This is a genomic window from Marinactinospora rubrisoli, assembly GCF_042664915.1.
Taxonomy (GTDB): domain Bacteria; phylum Actinomycetota; class Actinomycetes; order Streptosporangiales; family Streptosporangiaceae; genus Marinitenerispora; species Marinitenerispora rubrisoli.
In genome coordinates this window covers 120,101-136,139 of record NZ_JBHTBH010000002.1, presented here as the reverse complement: position 1 = coordinate 136,139, position 16,039 = coordinate 120,101, and the positions used below count along the sequence as shown (strand labels likewise).

Annotated in this window: 18 protein-coding genes; 8 read left to right on the top strand and 10 right to left on the bottom strand. The window is 73.1% G+C overall.

All coding sequences use genetic code 11. The features are described from left to right. Positions 1-68 precede the first annotated feature (68 nt). The 4 genes from ACFQRF_RS04775 to ACFQRF_RS04760 form a co-directional block, all read right to left on the bottom strand. Positions 69-1,079 carry a hemolysin family protein gene (locus ACFQRF_RS04775; RefSeq protein ID WP_379869181.1) on the bottom strand — a complete coding sequence of 337 codons (1,011 nt, stop codon included), beginning with the start codon at positions 1,077-1,079 and terminating at the stop codon, positions 69-71. Next, a complete protein-coding gene (locus tag ACFQRF_RS04770; protein ID WP_379869180.1) occupies positions 1,076-2,464 on the bottom strand; it encodes a hemolysin family protein in 1,389 nt (462 codons plus the stop codon). The genes ACFQRF_RS04775 and ACFQRF_RS04770 overlap by 4 nt, the downstream gene beginning before the upstream one ends. Positions 2,465-2,808: 344 nt before the next feature. Further along, positions 2,809-3,393: a TrmH family RNA methyltransferase gene (locus ACFQRF_RS04765; protein WP_379869178.1), complete on the bottom strand. Its 585-nt coding sequence runs from the start codon at positions 3,391-3,393 to the stop codon at positions 2,809-2,811. Positions 3,394-3,484: 91 nt separating this feature from the next. Then, entirely contained in the window at positions 3,485-4,126 is a 642-nt protein-coding gene (locus ACFQRF_RS04760) for a class I SAM-dependent methyltransferase (protein WP_379869177.1), read from the bottom strand. 255 nt (positions 4,127-4,381) lie between these two features. Here ACFQRF_RS04760 and ACFQRF_RS27715 point away from each other — a divergent pair, with 255 nt between their 5' ends. The 3 genes from ACFQRF_RS27715 to ACFQRF_RS04750 all read left to right on the top strand — a co-directional run bounded on the left by ACFQRF_RS27715 (position 4,382) and on the right by ACFQRF_RS04750 (position 6,308). Next, positions 4,382-4,585 carry a DUF1918 domain-containing protein gene (locus ACFQRF_RS27715; protein ID WP_417498555.1) on the top strand — a complete coding sequence of 68 codons (204 nt, stop codon included), beginning with the start codon at positions 4,382-4,384 and terminating at the stop codon, positions 4,583-4,585. A 55-nt stretch (positions 4,586-4,640) separates the two neighbouring features. After that, positions 4,641-4,907 (top strand): DUF1876 domain-containing protein, encoded by a 267-nt coding sequence (locus ACFQRF_RS27710; protein WP_417498554.1) that lies wholly within the window; start codon positions 4,641-4,643, stop codon positions 4,905-4,907. 120 nt (positions 4,908-5,027) lie between these two features. Further along, positions 5,028-6,308, top strand: coding sequence for an APC family permease (locus ACFQRF_RS04750; RefSeq protein WP_379869175.1), 1,281 nt, complete (start codon positions 5,028-5,030; stop codon positions 6,306-6,308). Positions 6,309-6,405: 97 nt separating this feature from the next. On the opposite strand, the gene ACFQRF_RS04745 is transcribed toward ACFQRF_RS04750, so the two are convergent. The 5 genes from ACFQRF_RS04745 to ACFQRF_RS04725 form a co-directional block, all read right to left on the bottom strand. Continuing rightward, positions 6,406-7,242 carry an NUDIX hydrolase gene (locus ACFQRF_RS04745; protein ID WP_379869174.1) on the bottom strand — a complete coding sequence of 279 codons (837 nt, stop codon included), beginning with the start codon at positions 7,240-7,242 and terminating at the stop codon, positions 6,406-6,408. Next, positions 7,239-7,979 carry an HAD family hydrolase gene (locus tag ACFQRF_RS04740; RefSeq protein WP_379869172.1) on the bottom strand — a complete coding sequence of 247 codons (741 nt, stop codon included), beginning with the start codon at positions 7,977-7,979 and terminating at the stop codon, positions 7,239-7,241. Before ACFQRF_RS04740 ends, ACFQRF_RS04745 begins: the two co-directional genes overlap by 4 nt. Before the next feature lie 288 nt (positions 7,980-8,267). Then, on the bottom strand, positions 8,268-9,215 hold the full coding sequence (locus ACFQRF_RS04735) for a VWA domain-containing protein (RefSeq protein ID WP_379869171.1): 948 nt from the start codon (positions 9,213-9,215) through the stop codon (positions 8,268-8,270). A 37-nt stretch (positions 9,216-9,252) separates the two neighbouring features. Then, positions 9,253-10,233: a DUF58 domain-containing protein gene (locus ACFQRF_RS04730; protein ID WP_379869170.1), complete on the bottom strand. Its 981-nt coding sequence runs from the start codon at positions 10,231-10,233 to the stop codon at positions 9,253-9,255. A 4-nt stretch (positions 10,234-10,237) separates the two neighbouring features. Then, a complete protein-coding gene (locus tag ACFQRF_RS04725; protein ID WP_379869168.1) occupies positions 10,238-11,314 on the bottom strand; it encodes an AAA family ATPase in 1,077 nt (358 codons plus the stop codon). Between the two features lie 168 nt (positions 11,315-11,482). Here ACFQRF_RS04725 and ACFQRF_RS04720 point away from each other — a divergent pair, with 168 nt between their 5' ends. The 5 genes from ACFQRF_RS04720 to ACFQRF_RS04700 all read left to right on the top strand — a co-directional run bounded on the left by ACFQRF_RS04720 (position 11,483) and on the right by ACFQRF_RS04700 (position 14,285). Further along, a complete protein-coding gene (locus tag ACFQRF_RS04720; RefSeq protein WP_379869167.1) occupies positions 11,483-12,259 on the top strand; it encodes a hypothetical protein in 777 nt (258 codons plus the stop codon). A gap of 123 nt (positions 12,260-12,382) precedes the next feature. Then, on the top strand, positions 12,383-13,255 hold the full coding sequence (locus ACFQRF_RS04715) for an SDR family oxidoreductase (protein ID WP_379869165.1): 873 nt from the start codon (positions 12,383-12,385) through the stop codon (positions 13,253-13,255). A gap of 112 nt (positions 13,256-13,367) precedes the next feature. After that, positions 13,368-13,700, top strand: coding sequence for a 4a-hydroxytetrahydrobiopterin dehydratase (locus ACFQRF_RS04710; RefSeq protein WP_379869164.1), 333 nt, complete (start codon positions 13,368-13,370; stop codon positions 13,698-13,700). Positions 13,701-13,764: 64 nt separating this feature from the next. Next, positions 13,765-14,031, top strand: coding sequence for a type II toxin-antitoxin system prevent-host-death family antitoxin (locus ACFQRF_RS04705; RefSeq protein WP_379869163.1), 267 nt, complete (start codon positions 13,765-13,767; stop codon positions 14,029-14,031). Then, positions 14,028-14,285, top strand: coding sequence for a type II toxin-antitoxin system RelE family toxin (locus ACFQRF_RS04700; protein ID WP_379869162.1), 258 nt, complete (start codon positions 14,028-14,030; stop codon positions 14,283-14,285). The genes ACFQRF_RS04705 and ACFQRF_RS04700 overlap by 4 nt, the downstream gene beginning before the upstream one ends. 59 nt (positions 14,286-14,344) lie before the next feature. Here ACFQRF_RS04700 and ACFQRF_RS04695 read toward each other — a convergent pair whose 3' ends face one another. Then, positions 14,345-15,964 carry an AMP-binding protein gene (locus ACFQRF_RS04695; protein WP_379869161.1) on the bottom strand — a complete coding sequence of 540 codons (1,620 nt, stop codon included), beginning with the start codon at positions 15,962-15,964 and terminating at the stop codon, positions 14,345-14,347. Between the last annotated feature and the right edge of the window lie 75 nt (positions 15,965-16,039).

The following is a 16,039-nucleotide window of genomic DNA, read 5'->3' as shown; positions in this document are numbered from 1 at the left end:
CGCCTGGTAACGCCGGTGGCCGGCACCCCCACGGGGGCGCCGGCCACCGGTTCGGCCCTCGGCCGCCGTCAGGCCGCCGTGCCCAGAAGCAGCCGGTCCAGCATGTCCTGCAGGGTGACCAGCCCCACCAGGCCCTCGGTGTCCTCCACCAGGGCGAGGTGGCTGCGGCTCTCCCGCATGATGCTGAGCGCGGCGTAGATGGGCGTGCCGGCGTCCAGCGTGAGCACCGGGCGCATCAGGTCGGCCGCGGTCGTGTCCGGTCCGCTGGTGAGAGCGTCGCGGACGTGCAGCACGCCGATCGGCTGATCTCCCTCGCGGACCACCAGCCGGAGGTGGCCGCTCTCCCGGGACGCCTGCTGGATCGTCTCCAGGGAGGCGTCGGGGCCGACCCCGGCCAGCTCCTCCTTGGGGGTGACGATCTCGCGCAGCGGCCGGGAGTTGACCTCCAGCGCGGTGGCCAGCTGGTCGCGGCGCTCCTCGTCGAGCGCGCCGGCCTTGGCCGAGTGGTCCACGAGCTCCCGCAGGTCGTCCGGGTTGTGCCCGGAGGCGACCTCGTCCACCGCGGCCACCCCGAACCGGTGCAGCGTCCAGTTGGCCAGCCCGTTGAGCACCACCAGCGCCGGCCGGGTGAACCACATGAACGCCCGCATGGGGATCGCGAGCATGATCGCGGACTTCTCCGGGTGCGAGATGGCCCACGACTTCGGCGCCATCTCCCCGACGACGAGGTGCAGGAACGTGACCACGATCAGCGAGACCACGAAGGACACGCCGTAGGCCACCGCCTCGGGCAGCCAGCCGTGGAACAGCGGTTCCATCAGATGATGCACGGCCGGCTTGGTGATGGCGCCCAGCGCCAGGGTGCACAGCGTGATGCCGAGCTGGGAGCCCGCCATCAGCAGTGACAGGTCCCGGGCGCTGCGCAGCGCGGCACGGGCGGAGGCACTGCTGTCGGCGGCCTCCTCCAGCCGGTAGCGGCGCGCCGCCACGAGGGCGAACTCCACCGCGACGAAGAACGCGCTGAGCGCGATGATGCCGACCGAGATGAGCAGGGCCAGCGCCGGGTTCATGTCGCTCATGCGCGCACCTCACGATCCGCGTTCTCGGTGTCGACGGCCACCTCGGTGAGGCGCAGCCGGACCGACTCGGGCACGTGCCGGTCCACCTTCTCGACCGAAAGGGTGACGAACCGGTGCGGTTCATCCTCCTCCGCGCCGGGGTGGCGCGGCAGGTCCACGTGCACGGTGTCGCCGGGCTGGGGCAGCCGGCGAAGTTCGTTGATGACCAGCCCGCCGATCGTCTCGTAGTCCCCTTCGGGCAGGTCGTGGCCGAGCAGCCGCTCGACCTCGTCGACGTGCAGCGCCCCGGGCAGCAGCCAGGTGCCGTCGTCGCCGACGCGCGCCTGCCCCTCGTCCTCGGGGTCGTGCTCGTCGGCGATCTCGCCCACCAGCTCCTCGGCGATGTCCTCCATGGTGATGACGCCGGCCAGGCCGCCGTACTCGTCCACCACGCAGGCGAACTCCTCGCCGCTCTCCCGCAGCTGGCCGAGCACGCTCGTCAACGGGAGGGACGTGGGCACCATGACCGCGGGCCGCGCCACCTCCTTGACGAGCACGCTGTCGAGGTCCCGGTCGCCGAGCGCGAGGACGTCGCGCAGGCAGATGACGCCGGTGATGTCGTCGACGTCGTGCCCCAGGACGGGGAAGCGCGAGTGGCCGCTGGCCATGAGCTCGACCACCCGGCTGACCGGGTCGTCGACCTCCACCCAGGTGACCTGGGGGCGGGGGATCATGGCGTGGTCGGCGGTGCGGTCGTGGAAGTCCAGCGTGCGGTCCAGCAGCGTGGAAAGCTCCGCCGGGAGATCGCCGCTCTCGCGGGACTCCTCGACGATGCGCTCCAGGTCGCGCACGGTCGCGGCGTGCTGCACGTCCTCGACCGGCTCGATGCGCACCGCGCGCAGCAGCAGGATGGCGGCCTGGTCGAACAGCCAGATGAGCCAGCCGAACAGCTTCAGGTAGATCCCGGTCGACAACGCGAGCCAGCGGGCCACCGGCTCGGGCCGGGCGATGGCGAGGTTCTTGGGGAAGAGCTCGCCGAACACCATCTGCACGATCGTGGAGAACAGCAGCGCCAGCACGGTTCCGGCGGCGATGCCGACACCGGCGGGAACGCCGGCGCCGCCGAGCAGTTCGCCGATCCCGGCGCCGATCATGGGCTCGGCGATGTAGCCCACGAGAAGTCCGGTGACGGTGATGCCGAGCTGGGCGCCGGACAGCATGAACGAGGTCCGGTTGGTGATGCCGAGTGCGCGTTTGGCACCCGCGTCACCCGCGGCGGCCCGGGCCTTGAGCCGGGACCGGTCCACCGCCATGTATCCGAATTCCTGGGCGACGAAGTACCCCGTCGCAACGGTGATCAGGAAGACCACCAGCGCTCCGAGGAGAATGTTGACGATGATGCTCATGTCGCACGCACCGCCTCGGAGCGGTCAGTCTCGGCGCGCGCGCCGCCTGGTGAAGGAGGCTCGTCGTGTTCTGGGGCACAGCGTCCGTCGAGGACGCTGCTGCTACTTCGGGACGGGTCCATGATCCTCTCTCTGGTCGGGTGTAACGAAATACGTTCGTTGAGGTTGAGAAGTTCCCGTGGTGCCGCCGTTGAATCGCGGAGCCGCGGAATCTTCCGAGGTTCCCCGGATCGCCGTGGCGGCGTTCCGCCGCTTCGCCGCGGAGCTACGTGGACATGGCGTCGGATGTGGGTCACCGGCGGCCCACCGGGCGCCGTTGCGCGGTGGGCGAACGGTGCGGCGGATCAGTTCATGGCGGTGACGGTGGCCGGGCCGGCCGGCTCCGGATCGGACGCCGGGGCGGCGTGCTGCCACTCCCTGCGGCGGGTCTCGGCGATGGCGACGGCCGTGGCGACGGCCACGTTCAGCGAGCCGACCCGGCCGATCTGCGGGATGTAGGCGACGGCGTCGGCGCCGGTGAGCAGCGCGGTGGAGCAGCCGTGGTCCTCGGCCCCGACGGCGAGGCAGACGTCGCCCCGCAGCGGCGCCTCGTGCAGCGGCACGGCGTCGCGCGCCAGCTCCACGGCCACGACGCGGTAGCCGTCGGCGTGCGCGGCGTCGATGGCCTCGGCGGTGCCGCGCAGCCGCTCCCAGCGCAGCTTCTGGTCCGTGCCCAGCGCGGTCTTGCCGACCTGCGGGTGCGTGGGGTCGATGGCATTGCCGGTGAGCCACACCGTCTCGACCCCGAAGGCCGCGGCGGTCCGGAGGATGGAACCCAGGTTGAACGGCTGGGTGACGGACTCGACGATGAGGGCGACACGGCCCTCGGTACGCCTGCGCCACTGGCGGTTCAGTCGCTTGACATCGGTGGGGCGCAGCTGCGTGCTCACCTGAGCTGGGTTCCTCGTTCCGGGCGGGTGTGGTCTGGGCGTCCACCAGCCTACCGGCAGGTGCCGGTCCTGGATAGTGGAGGGACGGGCGTCACCGCGTGGTGCGCAGGACGCGGAATCCGGCCCGTGCGGCGACGCGCTCGGTGGGGTACCCGGCGGCGTCCAGCCAGCGCTGCAGGGAGTCCGCACCGAGGTTCTTCTGCACCACGAGATGGGCGGCGCCCCCGGGAGCCAGCCGGTCCAGCCAGGTGCGCAGCAGGGTGTGCAGCGCGGCCTTGCCGACGCGGATGGGCGGGTTGGACCAGATGGCGGCGAAAGGGCCGGCGAGCGCGGCGTCCTCGGCCGGCTCGTCCTGTGGTGCCTCGGCGACCGGGGTCCCATCGGGGGCGATCTGGCGGAATCGCGCGTTGCCCACCCCGTTGGCGTGGGCGTTGCCGCGGGCGAGGCGCACCGCCCGGGCGTTGACGTCGACGCCGAGCACCGAGGCGCCCGGGGCGCGCCGGGCCATGGTGAGGGTGATCGGCCCGTAGCCGCAGCCGATGTCGAGCAGACGCCCCTCGGCCGGTGGGGCGGGGACGGACTCCAGCAGGACGCGGGTGCCGAGGTCGATCCGGTCGGGGGAGAACACGCCGCGGTCCGTGTGGAGCCGCAGGTGCAGGTCGGGCAGGACGAGGTCGACGCTCTGCGGCCGGCTCGCGGCCCCGGGGTCGGAATCGAAGTAGTGCTGCGCCACGCCGTGACGCTACCAGCACGGACGGCCTGCTCCACGCGGCCGGGCGCGCCGCACCGGGCGGTGGAACGCGCGCTGCGCGCGGCCGGCAGGGAGCGCCGGGAGCCGGCACCGGACCGGGGCCGCAACCCCGTCCGGAAACTCTCTGGAAACCCCCCCGATCTGCGGTTTTGCGTGCCTGCGGGCATTGCGATGACCGCGCCGCGGGCGGAGGATGGGTGATGTACCGCGAGCTGGAACGGCTATGGGGGAGAGCCGATGAGAGCACGAGTCGGCGACCTGCTGGTGGTGGAGGCCCCGCGTGCCGAGACCCGTCGGCGCACCGCCGTCGTGGTCGAGGTGGGCGGGGACGGAGCGCCGCCGTACCGCGTCCGCTGGACGGACGACGGCCACGAGGCGCTGGTCTACCCGGGCACGGACGCCCACGTCGAGAGCAGGCGCGGCCACGAGGCCGTGACATGAGAGCGGTCCGCCGCGGCGGACCGCGGCGGACGCGGGGGTGAATCAGGTGCACTGCATGAAGCGATGGAAGGTCGACATTCTCCTGTCGGAGGAGACCGAGGGCGAGTCGGCCCGTACCTGGGCCGAGGCCGGGCTGACGATCGACGGCGAGACGAACGTGCGCGGACACGGGATGGCCCGGAAGAACCCGACGGACCTCGACGTCCCGGAGATCGGGGACGAACTCGCGGTGTCCCGGGCGCTGGCGGACCTGGCGCGCAGGCTCCGTCAAGTGGCGGCCGAGGACATCACGGAGTCCACGGGGGTGATGTGGCGCGGGTGAGACGGCGCGGCGCATGGGGCGGCCGGGCGGTGCGGCCGCCCCGTCGCCGTGCGCGGCCGACTCCGGCCGTTCCCCCCACCTTGACTGCCATGTGACCCGGGTGCGGCAGACTCAGGGGCTATGACCTCCTCTTCTGGCTCTTCTGGAACGGACGGGCGGCCGGCGCGCGTACTGGGCACGGGAGACGCCGCGGTGATCGGCCTGGGCGCCATGATCGGCGCGGGCGTGTTCGCGGTGTTCGCTCCTGCGGCGCAGCAGGCCGGGGGGTGGATGCCGGCGGCGCTGCTGGTGGCCGCCGTCGTCGCCTACTGCAACGCGACCTCCACCGCGCGACTCGCCGCCCGGCATCCGCAGTCGGGCGGCGCCTACGTCTACGGCCGGGAGCGCCTCGGGCCCGTGTGGGGGTACCTGGCGGGCTGGTCGTTCGTGGTCGGCAAGGTGGCCTCCTGCGCGCTGATGGCGCTGACGTTCGCGGCCTACGTGTACCCCGGTTTCGAGCGGCCGGTGGCGCTGGCGGCCGTGGCCGCGGTGACGCTGGTCAACTACAGCGGGGCGCGCGCGTCGGCCCGTGTCACCCGGGTGCTGCTGGTGGCGGTGCTGGGCGTGCTGGCCGTGGTGGTGGCCGTGACCGCCCCCAGCGACGCCGCGAACGTGCGCGGTGTGCTGGACTTCGGCTCCTGGCCGGGCTTCTTCGGGGTGCTGGGCGCGGCGGGGATGCTGTTCTTCGCGTTCGCCGGGTACGCGCGCGTGGCGACGCTGGGAGGTGAGGTCCGCGAGCCGGAGCGGTCGATCCCCCGGGCGATCGGGATCGCGATGGCCGTGGCGCTCGGCGTGTACCTGGCGGTGTGCGTCGCGGTGCTGGCGGTCCTGGGGCCGCGGCGGCTGGCGGCGAGCACCGCGCCGCTCGCCGACGCGGTCACGGTGGCGGGCTGGCCGAACCTCACCCCCATCGTGGCGGCCGGCGCCGCGCTGGCCTGCCTCGGGGCGCTGCTGTCCCTGTCGCTGGGCGTTTCGCGGACCGCGCTGGCGCTGGCCGAGGACGGCCATCTGCCGCGGGCGCTCACGGCGGTGCACCCGCGCTACGGCGTGCCGCACCGGTCGGCGCTCGCGGTGGGCGCGGTGGTGGCCGCGCTGGTGCTGGTGCTCGACGTGCGCGCCGCCGTGGGTTTCTCGTCCTTCGGGGTGCTGGTGTATTACGCGGTGGCGAACGCCTCGGCGCTGCGGCTCGGCCCGAGCGAGGGACGCCCGCTGCTGCTCGTACCGGTGGTGGGGCTCGCCGGCTGCGTCGTGCTCGCGCTGAGCCTGCCGCTGCCGCTGGTGCTGGGCGGCGCGGTGATGGTGGGGTCCGGCGTGGCGGTGTGGCTGGCCCGGCGCGGCCTGTCCCGGGTCGGCACCGGGTGAGGGACCGGCATCGGAGGCCGCCGCCCTGATGAGCAGGACGGCCCGGCCCGGCGGCGGGCGGGGCCGTGGCCGCGCCCGTGACGCGGAACGGTCCGCGTCAGCCGGACGCGGTGCCGGAGAGGGCGGCGAAACCGCGCTGGGCGGTGGCCGAGAGCGGCAGGTCCGCGAGTTCCGCACGGGTGAACCACGCGGTGTCGATGGTCGAGCCGGCGATCTCGGTGACGCGTGGCGGCGTGGGCTCGGCGACGTGCACGTGGAACACCACCCAGACCGCGTGGATCTCGGTGTCGTCGCTCTCGGGCCCGATCTCGCCGGCGCGGTGGTGGCTGTGGATGGTGATGAGCTCGCCGACGGTCGCCTGCTGGCCGGACTCCTCGACGACCTCGCGGGCCAGCGCCTCCCGGACGCTCTCGCCGTGGTCGACGCCGCCGCCCGGCAGGTGCCAGGTGCCCGCGCCGGGGAACCCGGGCGAGATGAGGGACAGCAGGACCCGGCCGGCCGGATCGGTGACGATCCCGTAGGAGGCGACGCGCGCGAGCCGGGGGCGCGGCGCCGGCGGGGGTTCGGGGAGCAGGTCCGCGGCGCTCGGCCGGGCGGGCAGCGCCAGGGCCTCACCCACCGGGAGGGTGCGCTCGGCCGGACCGGTGGCCGCCGCCGCGTAGTACACCCGGTCGACGTGCAGGTCCACCGGGCCGCTCGGGGCGGGGACGGTGGCGAACTCCGTGCGGCAGTCCACCGGGGTCAGCGGCGTCCCGGGCGCGAGCCGGGCGGCGGAGCGTGCCGCGTCGGCGGGGTCCTGGCCGAAGGCCACGCGCGCTCCCGGCACCGTCCAGGCGCCACCGCTCGCGGCGACGGCGACGGCACCGGAGGCCGTGCGGGGGAGCAGGTGGGCGGTGACCCGGCGGGCGCGGCGCGGAGCCGCCGGATCGCTCACAGCAGCCCCGCCGCCGCGGCGGCGTCGCCGACCCCGACCAGCCGCTGGACCTCTTCCAGGCTGTGGATCGTGGTGATGTCGCCCGGCGCGCCGGCGTGCCGGTGGTGGCGGTCCAGCAGGATGGGACGCAGCCCCGCGGAGACGGCGCCCAGGGCGTCGGCGCGCAGCTGGTCGCCGATGTGCCAGCACTGGTCCGGGGTGGCGCCGACCTGCTGGCAGGCGATGTGGAAGATGCGCGGGTCGGGCTTGCCGACGCCCGCAGTGTCGGCGCACACGATCGTGGAGAAGTGCCGGGTGATCTCCATGGTGGCGAGCTTTTCGCGCTGCAGCGACTCGATGCCGTTGGTGATGACCCCCAGGACGATGCCGGCGGAGGCGAGCCGGGTGAGCGCGGGCACCACGTCGTGGAAGGACCGCCAGGCGGCGCGGTGGGATTCCAGGTAGCGCTGGAAGAGCTCGTCGCACTGCTCCTCGCTGATCCAGCTGTGCCCGGCCTGCGTGGCGAGCGCGCGCACCCGCTCGCGGCGCTGCTCGTCGAGGGTCAGGCGGCCGGCGACGTAGGCCCCGAAGGAGATCTCGGTCTGCACGTCCCACAGCCGGCGGGCGGCGTTGAAGTCCGGGTGGCCCAGTCGCTCCATGAGCGTGCGCAGGCCGGCCGAGCTGGCCGCGTGATCGTCCAGAAGGGTGTCGTCGAGGTCGAGGAAGACGACCGCGGGGGTCGAGGTATGTTCCGGCATGGTTCCTTGATTCCGTCGTGTTGTGTGGGATGACAGGACAAACGGGTCCACGTTAGCGGGCAACGGGGCGATCGTGGGTATCGGGTTCAGGGTTTCCCATGGTCGCGAGGGGTGCGAGAAGATCGACGGCCCCCGTGGCACAGGCGCTCCACCGATCGCGCGGCTGTGACCAACATCTCGGTTTCAGGTGTCACATACGCCCTCGCGCGTGGCGGTGGCCCCGTGGCGGGGCCGGGCGCCGCCGGGCCCGGCGGCATCGCGCCACGGCGGGCGCGCGGCGCTACACCGTCAGGGCAGCCGCTGGAACCAGATGAGCGAGGTCACCGCGGTGGCTGCGGCGAACAGCAGCGCTATCCCCACGAAGAGCGGCACGACCTCCTCGTGGACGGTCTCGGTGCCCAGCGAGGAACCGATGTCGTCGTAGACGTCGGTGAGCTCCTCCTCCGACTCGGCCTCGTAGAAGTGCCCGCCGGTCCCGTTGGCGAGGTTCTCCAGCGCGGCCTTGTCGATGTTGGCCTCCACGTACTGGCCGTTGATCTCGATGATCGAGGCGCCGGTGCCGAACGCGATCGTCGAGACGGGCACGTCCGCGCCCGAGGCGGCCTCCACGGCGGCGGTCACCGGGCGGCCGCTGGTGTTCTCACCGTCGGAGAGCAGCACGACGGCGGACGGCGGCGGGTCGTCCTCGGCCTCGGAGTCGAAGGACTGGATCGACTGCAGCGAGGTGAAGACGCCCTCGCCGATGGCGGTCCCGGGCGCGATCTGCAGGTTCTCGATGGAGTCGGTGACCGCCTGGTGGTCGTGAGTCGGGGAGGAGACGACCGCGGCGGCCGAGGAGAACGCCACCAGGCCGACGTTGAACCGGTCCGGCAGCGACTCCACGAAGCGCTGCGCGGACTCCTTGGCCGCCGTCAGGCGGTCGGGGGAGACGTCGCTGGCGGCCATGGAGGGGGAGACGTCGATGGCGACGATGATGGTGGCGCGCTCACGCGGCACCTGCACGGGCATCGCGGGACGCGCGAACGCGCCGATGAGGATCACCACGGTCATGATGAACAGCGCCGCCGTGACGTGCCGCCGCCAGCCGGGACGCTGCGGCGCGACCTGGTCGAGCAGCGCCAGGTTCGTGAAGCGCAGGGCGTAGTCCCGCCGCCGTCTCTGCAGCACGACGTAGGCGACGACGAGGGCGGCGGCCAGGACGAGCAGCCACAGCCGTCCGGCGGACAGGAAGGTCACCCGGTTCTCCTTGTCGTTGCGCCGGAACGCCGGGGCGTCATCTGGGCACCGCCGGAGTGTGGCGGGCGAGGCGGTGGGCGGTGCGGCGCTGCTCGGTCACGAAGCGGGCCAGGTCCACGATCCAGTCGCGGTCGGTGCGCAGGACCAGGTGCGGGACCCCGCAGCGGCGCAGACTCGCCCGGACGGCTTCGCGTTGCGCGCGGGCGGCCTCGGCGTACCGCTGCTGCACCTTGGGCGAGAGATGGACCTCGCGGACGCGTCCGGTCTCGGGATCCTGCATCGCCACCAATCCTATGCCGGGCAGGTCGAGCTCCCGCGGATCGACGACTTCGATGGCCAGGACCTGGTGCCGCGTGGTCAGCTGACGCATCGGGCGCTCCCACTCCGCGAGGGCGGTGGGGTCGACCCGCGGGACGGGGTCGAGGAAGTCGGAGATCACCACCCGCAGGCCGCGGCGGGTCCGGGTGCGGGCCAGGTCGGTGAGCGCGCCCGGCAGGTCCACGCCCTCGACGTGCTCCCCGGTGCCGGAGCGGGGCGCCGCGCCGACCGTGGACAGCAGCGCGAACAGCGCGGCCTTGCCCGAGCGGGCAGGCCAGCGCCGGATCCGGCCGCGATGCAGGAAGTGCGCGCCGAAGCGGTCGCCGACGCGCTGGGTGAGGACGTTGACCGCCGCGAGCGCGCCGATGGCGACGTCGCGCTTCTCGGCCTCGCCCGTGCCGAAGTCCATGCTGGCCGACAGGTCGAGCAGCGTCCAGCTCTCCAGCTCACGGTCGGCCACCAGATCGCGCACGTGCGGCGTGGCGGTGCGCGCGGTCACCGACCAGTCCATGCGCCGGACGTCGTCCTCGCCGGGCTGGTACAGGCGGGCCTCCGCCGGTTCGCTGCCCGGCCCGAGGCGCAGCCCGAGGTGCTCGCCGTGCAGCAGCCCGTCCAGGCGCCGCACGACACGCAGGTCGAGGCGGCGCAGCGCGGCGTGGCGGCGCGGGTCGATCGGCACGGAACCGGCGGACTGGCCCATGGCGCTACCTGGGGGCCAGGGCCGCGGTGGTCTCGGCGGCGGGCGGCTCGTCCCAGATGACCCGCGGCGGTGGGACGGTGGCCAGGACGCGGTCGACGATCTGCGTCGTGGTGACGCCGTCGGCGAGCGCGTCGAAGGTGAGCACCAGGCGGTGCGCCATCACGTCGCGGGCCAGCAGGCGCACGTCGTCGGGCAGCACGTAGTCGCGGCCGCGGATCAGCGCCAGGGCGCGCGCGGCGGCCACCAGACCCAGCGTCGCCCGCGGGCTGGCGCCGATCTCCAGGACCCGGCGCAGCTCCGGCAGGCCGTAGGTCTCCGGTTCACGGGTGGCCATGACGAGGCGCACCACGTAGTCGGCGATGAGCTGGTGGACGTGCACGCGCTCGGCCTCGGTCTGCAGCTCCTGCAGCGTGACGGGATCCAGCACCTGGTGGGCCTCGGGCGGGTGGGCGCTCATGCGCCGCAGGATCTCCATCTCCTCGTGCGCGCGCGGGTGCGGCACCATGACCTTCATCAGGAACCGGTCGCGCTGCGCCTCCGGCAGCGGGTAGACGCCCTCGGACTCCACCGGGTTCTGGGTGGCGATCACGATGAACGGGCTGGGCAGCGGGTAGGTGGTGCCGGCCAGCGAGACCTGCTTCTCGGCCATCACCTCCAGCAGCGAGGACTGCACCTTCGCCGGAGCGCGGTTGATCTCGTCGGCCAGGATGAAGTTGGCGAAGACCGGGCCGAGCTCCACGTCGAACTTCTCGGTCGACGGGTGGTAGATGCGGGTGCCGACGATGTCGGACGGCACCAGGTCGGGGGTGAACTGGATGCGGTGGAAGGTGCCGCCGGTGACCTTGGCGAGCGTGGAGACCGCCAGCGTCTTGGCCACGCCCGGGACGCCTTCGAGCAGGCAGTGGCCCTTGGCGATGAGCGCCACCAGCGTGCGCTCCACCATCTGGTCCTGGCCGACGATCACCGTGCTGACCTCGTGCAGGGCGGCGCGCAGCAGACGGGTGGCCTCGGCCGCGTCGGGCCCGTCGGCGCCCTGACGCTGCGCGCCGGTGTGCTCGCCGTGTGCGTCGGCGTCGGACATCGATCCACTCCTCCATGCGCCGCAGCGCCCGGCGGCCGGCCGCGCCGGGTACGTTGATGGGTACGCAACGGCGAGACTACCCGCTCCGCGGGCCACCTACCGTGGAGCGGGCGCGGCGCCGTGGGGCGTATGGGGTGGACGTCGCGACGGAAGGGCCGCGGTTTTCAGGTGTCTGGTCCGCTGCAGGACTACGATCCGCGCCAGCTGGGGGCGTTCCGGCTGCGTGAACGGGTGAGTGAGAGCCCCGAGGGTGTGGTGTACCTCGCGCGGGACGCCGATGGGCGCCCGGTGAGCGTGGCCGTTCTCAGCGAGGGAGCCGCGGCCGACCCCGCGGCGCGGGACCGCTTCGCGGCCGCCGTGTCCAAGGGTGCCGGCGTGCCGGGGGCTCCCCGGGTGCTCGCGTCCAGCGCGCCCGGTGCGTCGGTGGCCTGGGTGGCCACCTCCGCCGACGGCGACCACGGCCGGGCCGCCGCCTTCCTGCGGCCGGTCGGAGTCGCGGGCGCGCGGGCGGCGGGCACCCCGCGCTACGCCCCCTATTGGTCGGGCGCCGGCTCGCCGGGGGCGGCCCGCTGGGGGTGGCTGCCCCGCGGCAGGGGCGCCGCCGCGGCCGAATCCCACCCCAACCGCGGGGTGATCGCGGGGCTGCTCATGCTCATCATGCTCTTTCTCGTGCTGCTCGTGCTGCTGTACCTGTGGCTGGCGGGTGTGCGCGAGCAGGCGAACTCCCAGCCGGCGCCGGACCCCGAGAGCAGCGGCTCGCCGTCTCCGAGCCCGCAGCCTTCGCCGAGCCCACGGCCCAGCGAGACGGGTGAGAGCGGCAGCCCCGACCCCGACTCCTCGGGCGAGCCGTCGCCGGGGCCCAGCGACGTCCCCTCGGTCCCGCTGGACGAGCGCGACTTCACCGGGGTGCCGGTGGACCCGTCCGATCCGGCGAGCCTGGCCTGACCACGGGGCCCCGGCCGGCGGGGCCCGGCGGCGTCCGCCCGGCGCCGGTGCGGGCAGTGGCGGTTTTCCACAGCCCGGGAAATTCGGATGCGACCGGCGAGCGGCCGCTGCCAGTCTGTGAGCATGACGCACATCGAACATCCCGGCATCGACGACCTCGCCCGCGATCCCCTGCCGCTGCGCGGCCGGGTGGCGCTCGTGACGGGCGTGAGCCGGCGTGACGGCATCGGCCACGCCGTCGCCCGGCGGCTGGCCGCCTACGGGGCCAGCGTGTTCTGCCACCACCACCGCCCGCACGACGAGGAACAGCCGTGGGGTGCCGACGACATCGGGGAGGTGCTGGCCGGTGTGCGGGCCGCCCTGGCGGTGCCCGGGGCGCGCGTGGCCGACTTCGGGGCCGACCTGGCCGATCCCGGCGCTCCGGCCCGGGTCATGGCGGCGGCCGTGGAACAGCTGGGGCATGTCGACATCCTGGTGTGCAACCACGCGCGCAGCGGCGGCGACACCACGCTGGACCACATCACGGCGGAGCAGCTGGACGGGCACTGGGCGGTCAACACCCGCTCCGCCATCCTGCTCGCCAAGGAGTTCGCCGCCCAGCACGACGGCCGGCCGGGTGGGCGGGTGTTCTTCATGACGTCGGGGCAGGGGCAGGGCCCGATGACATGGGAGGTGGCCTACGCCTCGGCCAAGGGGGCGCTGGCGGCCATCACGCTGACGCTCGCCGAGCACCTGTCCGACCGGCACATCACGGTGAACACCGTCAATCCCGGGCCGGTGCAGACCGGATACCTCACCGAACAGGCGTGGCGGGACCTCGGGAGACTGTTCCCGTTCGGCCGCTGGGGCTACCCGGACGATCCGGCGCGGCTCATCGCCTGGCTGGCCACCGACGAGGCGCGCTGGATCACCGGCCAGGTCATCAACTCCGAGGGCGGCTTCGCCCGCTGGCGGGCGGGCGGCGGCGGCGAGCTCGATCCGGAGTGGCGCCGGTGAGCACCGGCCGCGGGGTGTCGCCGCGGGGCCGACCGGGCAGGTGACTCCGCGAGGGCCGCCCCCACGTGCCCGGACCACCACGTAGGACCCAGCACCGACGAGGAGGCACGGCATGCCGCTCCTGGAGGACACGCAGATCGCCGCCGGCCTGGCCGAACTTCCGGGCGACTGGACCCGTGAGGGCGACACCATCACCCGCACCGTCGCCCTGCCGGACTTCATGGCGGCCATCCACCTCGTCACGGAGGTGGCACGCGCGGCGGAGGAGATCAACCACCACCCCGACATGGACATCCGGTACGACCGGGTCCGGTTCCGCCTCACCAGTCACGACCTCGGCGGGATCACTGAACGCGACCTGAACCTGGCGGCCCGCATCGACCGCCTGGTCACCAAGGCGGGCGCGGCCGGTGGCGGCGAGCGCGATCCGGAGGGGCGCCGGTGAGGGTGAAGCGCGTCTTGCTCACAGCCTGCGATGTACCACTGGTACCAGTGGTACCATTCGCCTTATGAGTGAGCTTCCCGTTGAGTCCATCCGCCAGGTGCGCGACCATCTGGCCGACGTCGTCGATCGCGCCGACCGTGATGATGAGCCGACCGTGATCAGCCGGAGAGGCCGGGAGGTCGCGGCGGTGGTTCCGATCGACATGCTGCGGAAGTATCTGGAGTATGAGGAGCAAGCCATCATCCGGATGGTGCAGGAGCGCATGCAGAACCCGGCTCCTGGTATCCCGATGGAGGACGTCATCGCTGAAGTGCTGGCGGACAACGGGTGAAGTATCGGACCATATTCCGGCCGGAAGCACGCGCGGAACTTCGCAAGTTGCCGAAGTCAGTAACGATGAACATCTTTCGAAAGCTGGAGCAGCTGGAGCGGAATCCATTGGGACTCGGGACAACGGCGATGGTAGGCATGCCGGAGGTGCGTCGGCTCCGGGTGGGGGACTATCGAATCATCTACACGCTGGACAACGGCGAGCTGGTTATTTGGGTGCTCAACGTCGGGCACCGGTCTCGAATCTATGAGTGAAACATCTCGAGATCGCCGCTTTCAGCGGCGCGGGCTCGTCCCGCGCCGCGAACATGCCCTCAAGTTCGCAACCGCGGCTCCCGGAGCCGGAACCGCTGGATCTTGCCGCTGGCCGTGCGGGGCAGCTGCGCCACGAAATTGATCCGGCCGGGGCCGGCGTGCGAGGCGACCCGGGCCCGGACCAGTTCCCGGAGGGTATCGGCGAGTTCGTCGGAGCCGTGGACGCCGTCGCGCAGCACCACGTCGGCCGCCACGACCTCGCCGACGACCTCGTCGGGGACCCCGTAGGCGGCGGTCTCCTCCACGTCCGGGTGCTGCAGCAGCGCCGACTCCACGTCGAACGGGGTGATCCGGTAGCCGCCGCTCAGGATGACGTCGTCGTCCCGTGCGGAGAAGTACAGCCGGCCGACGGCGTCGCGGGTGCCCGTGTCACCGGTGAGGTACCAGCGCCCGTCCGGGCTGAACCGCCGGGCCGTGGCCAGCGGGTTGCCCTCGTAGCCGGTGAACCACATGGCGGGGCTGGCCGGCACATCGATCGCGACCCGGCCGAACACCCCGGGCGCGGCCTCGACGTCCGCCACGGGTTCCAGCACCGTGACCGTCCAGCCGGGAAGCGCGGTGCCCATCGAGCCGGGCTTCAGTGGGACGGCCACCTCGTCGTTGCCGTGGTTGCCGGCGCACATCCCTAGCTCGCTCTGGCCGTAGTGGTCGTGCACCGGCACCCCGAACACATCGCCGGCCCACTCGACCACGTCGGCGTGCAGCGGCTCGCCGGAACTCGCGAGCCGCCGGACCACGATCTCCGGAGGCAGCGTCTTCAGAACCGAGCGCAGCGCGCGGTACACGGTGGGGGTGGCCGCGAAGTTCGTGACCCCGAAACTGGCCAGAACGTCGAGGGTGAGCTCCGGGTCGAACCCCGCGCGCAGGTGCAGGCTGCGGTGCCCGGCCAGCAGCGGGCTGACCAGCCCGTGGTAGAGGCCGTAGAACCAGCCCGGGTCGGCGGCGTTCCAGAACACGTCGTCGTCACGGACGTCGAGGCCGTAGTGGTGGTAGGCGTGCAGCGCGGCGAGCGCGCGCACCGGCACCTCGACCGCGCGCGGCGGCCCGGCGGTGCCCGAGGCGTAGATCCGCATGAACGGCGCGCCGCCGCCCATCGCGACGGCCGGCGCCGGTGGCAGGAGCTCCAGATCGGCCAGGGTCCGCTCGCCGGGGCGCGGCGTCCCGCCGGTCGTGACGACGGCGGAGACCGAGCCGGCGGGCAGGTCGTCGCCCGGATCGAGCTTGGACCGCTGGTCGGCACCGCAGACGACCGTGCGCGCGCCGGAGTCCCGCAGCCGCAGGGCGATGGCCGAGGGCGCGAACGCGGTGAACAGCGGCACGTGCACACCGCCGAGCCGCCAGACGGCAAGAGCGGTCACGGCCAGGTCGATTCCGCTGTCCAGCAGGGTCGCGACGCGGTCGCCCGGACCGACCCCGAGGTCGGCGAGGCCGCCGGCGACGGCCGCCGAGCGCGCGGCCAGCTCGCCGTAGGTCAGGTCCCGCGCGGACAGGTCGGGGTGGACCTCGGTGATGGCGATCGCGTCGGACGGGTGGCGGTCGCACAGCAGGTGCGCCACACAGGCGCCGGGTGCGTCGTAGCTCTCCAGCCACTCGTGTACCTGCCGTACCGGATCGGCCATCGAGCGATCGTCCCCTTTCGAACCGCGGTGAGTGTGCGCTGGATCCCGTCATGACAGACTATGCCCCCGTCTGTG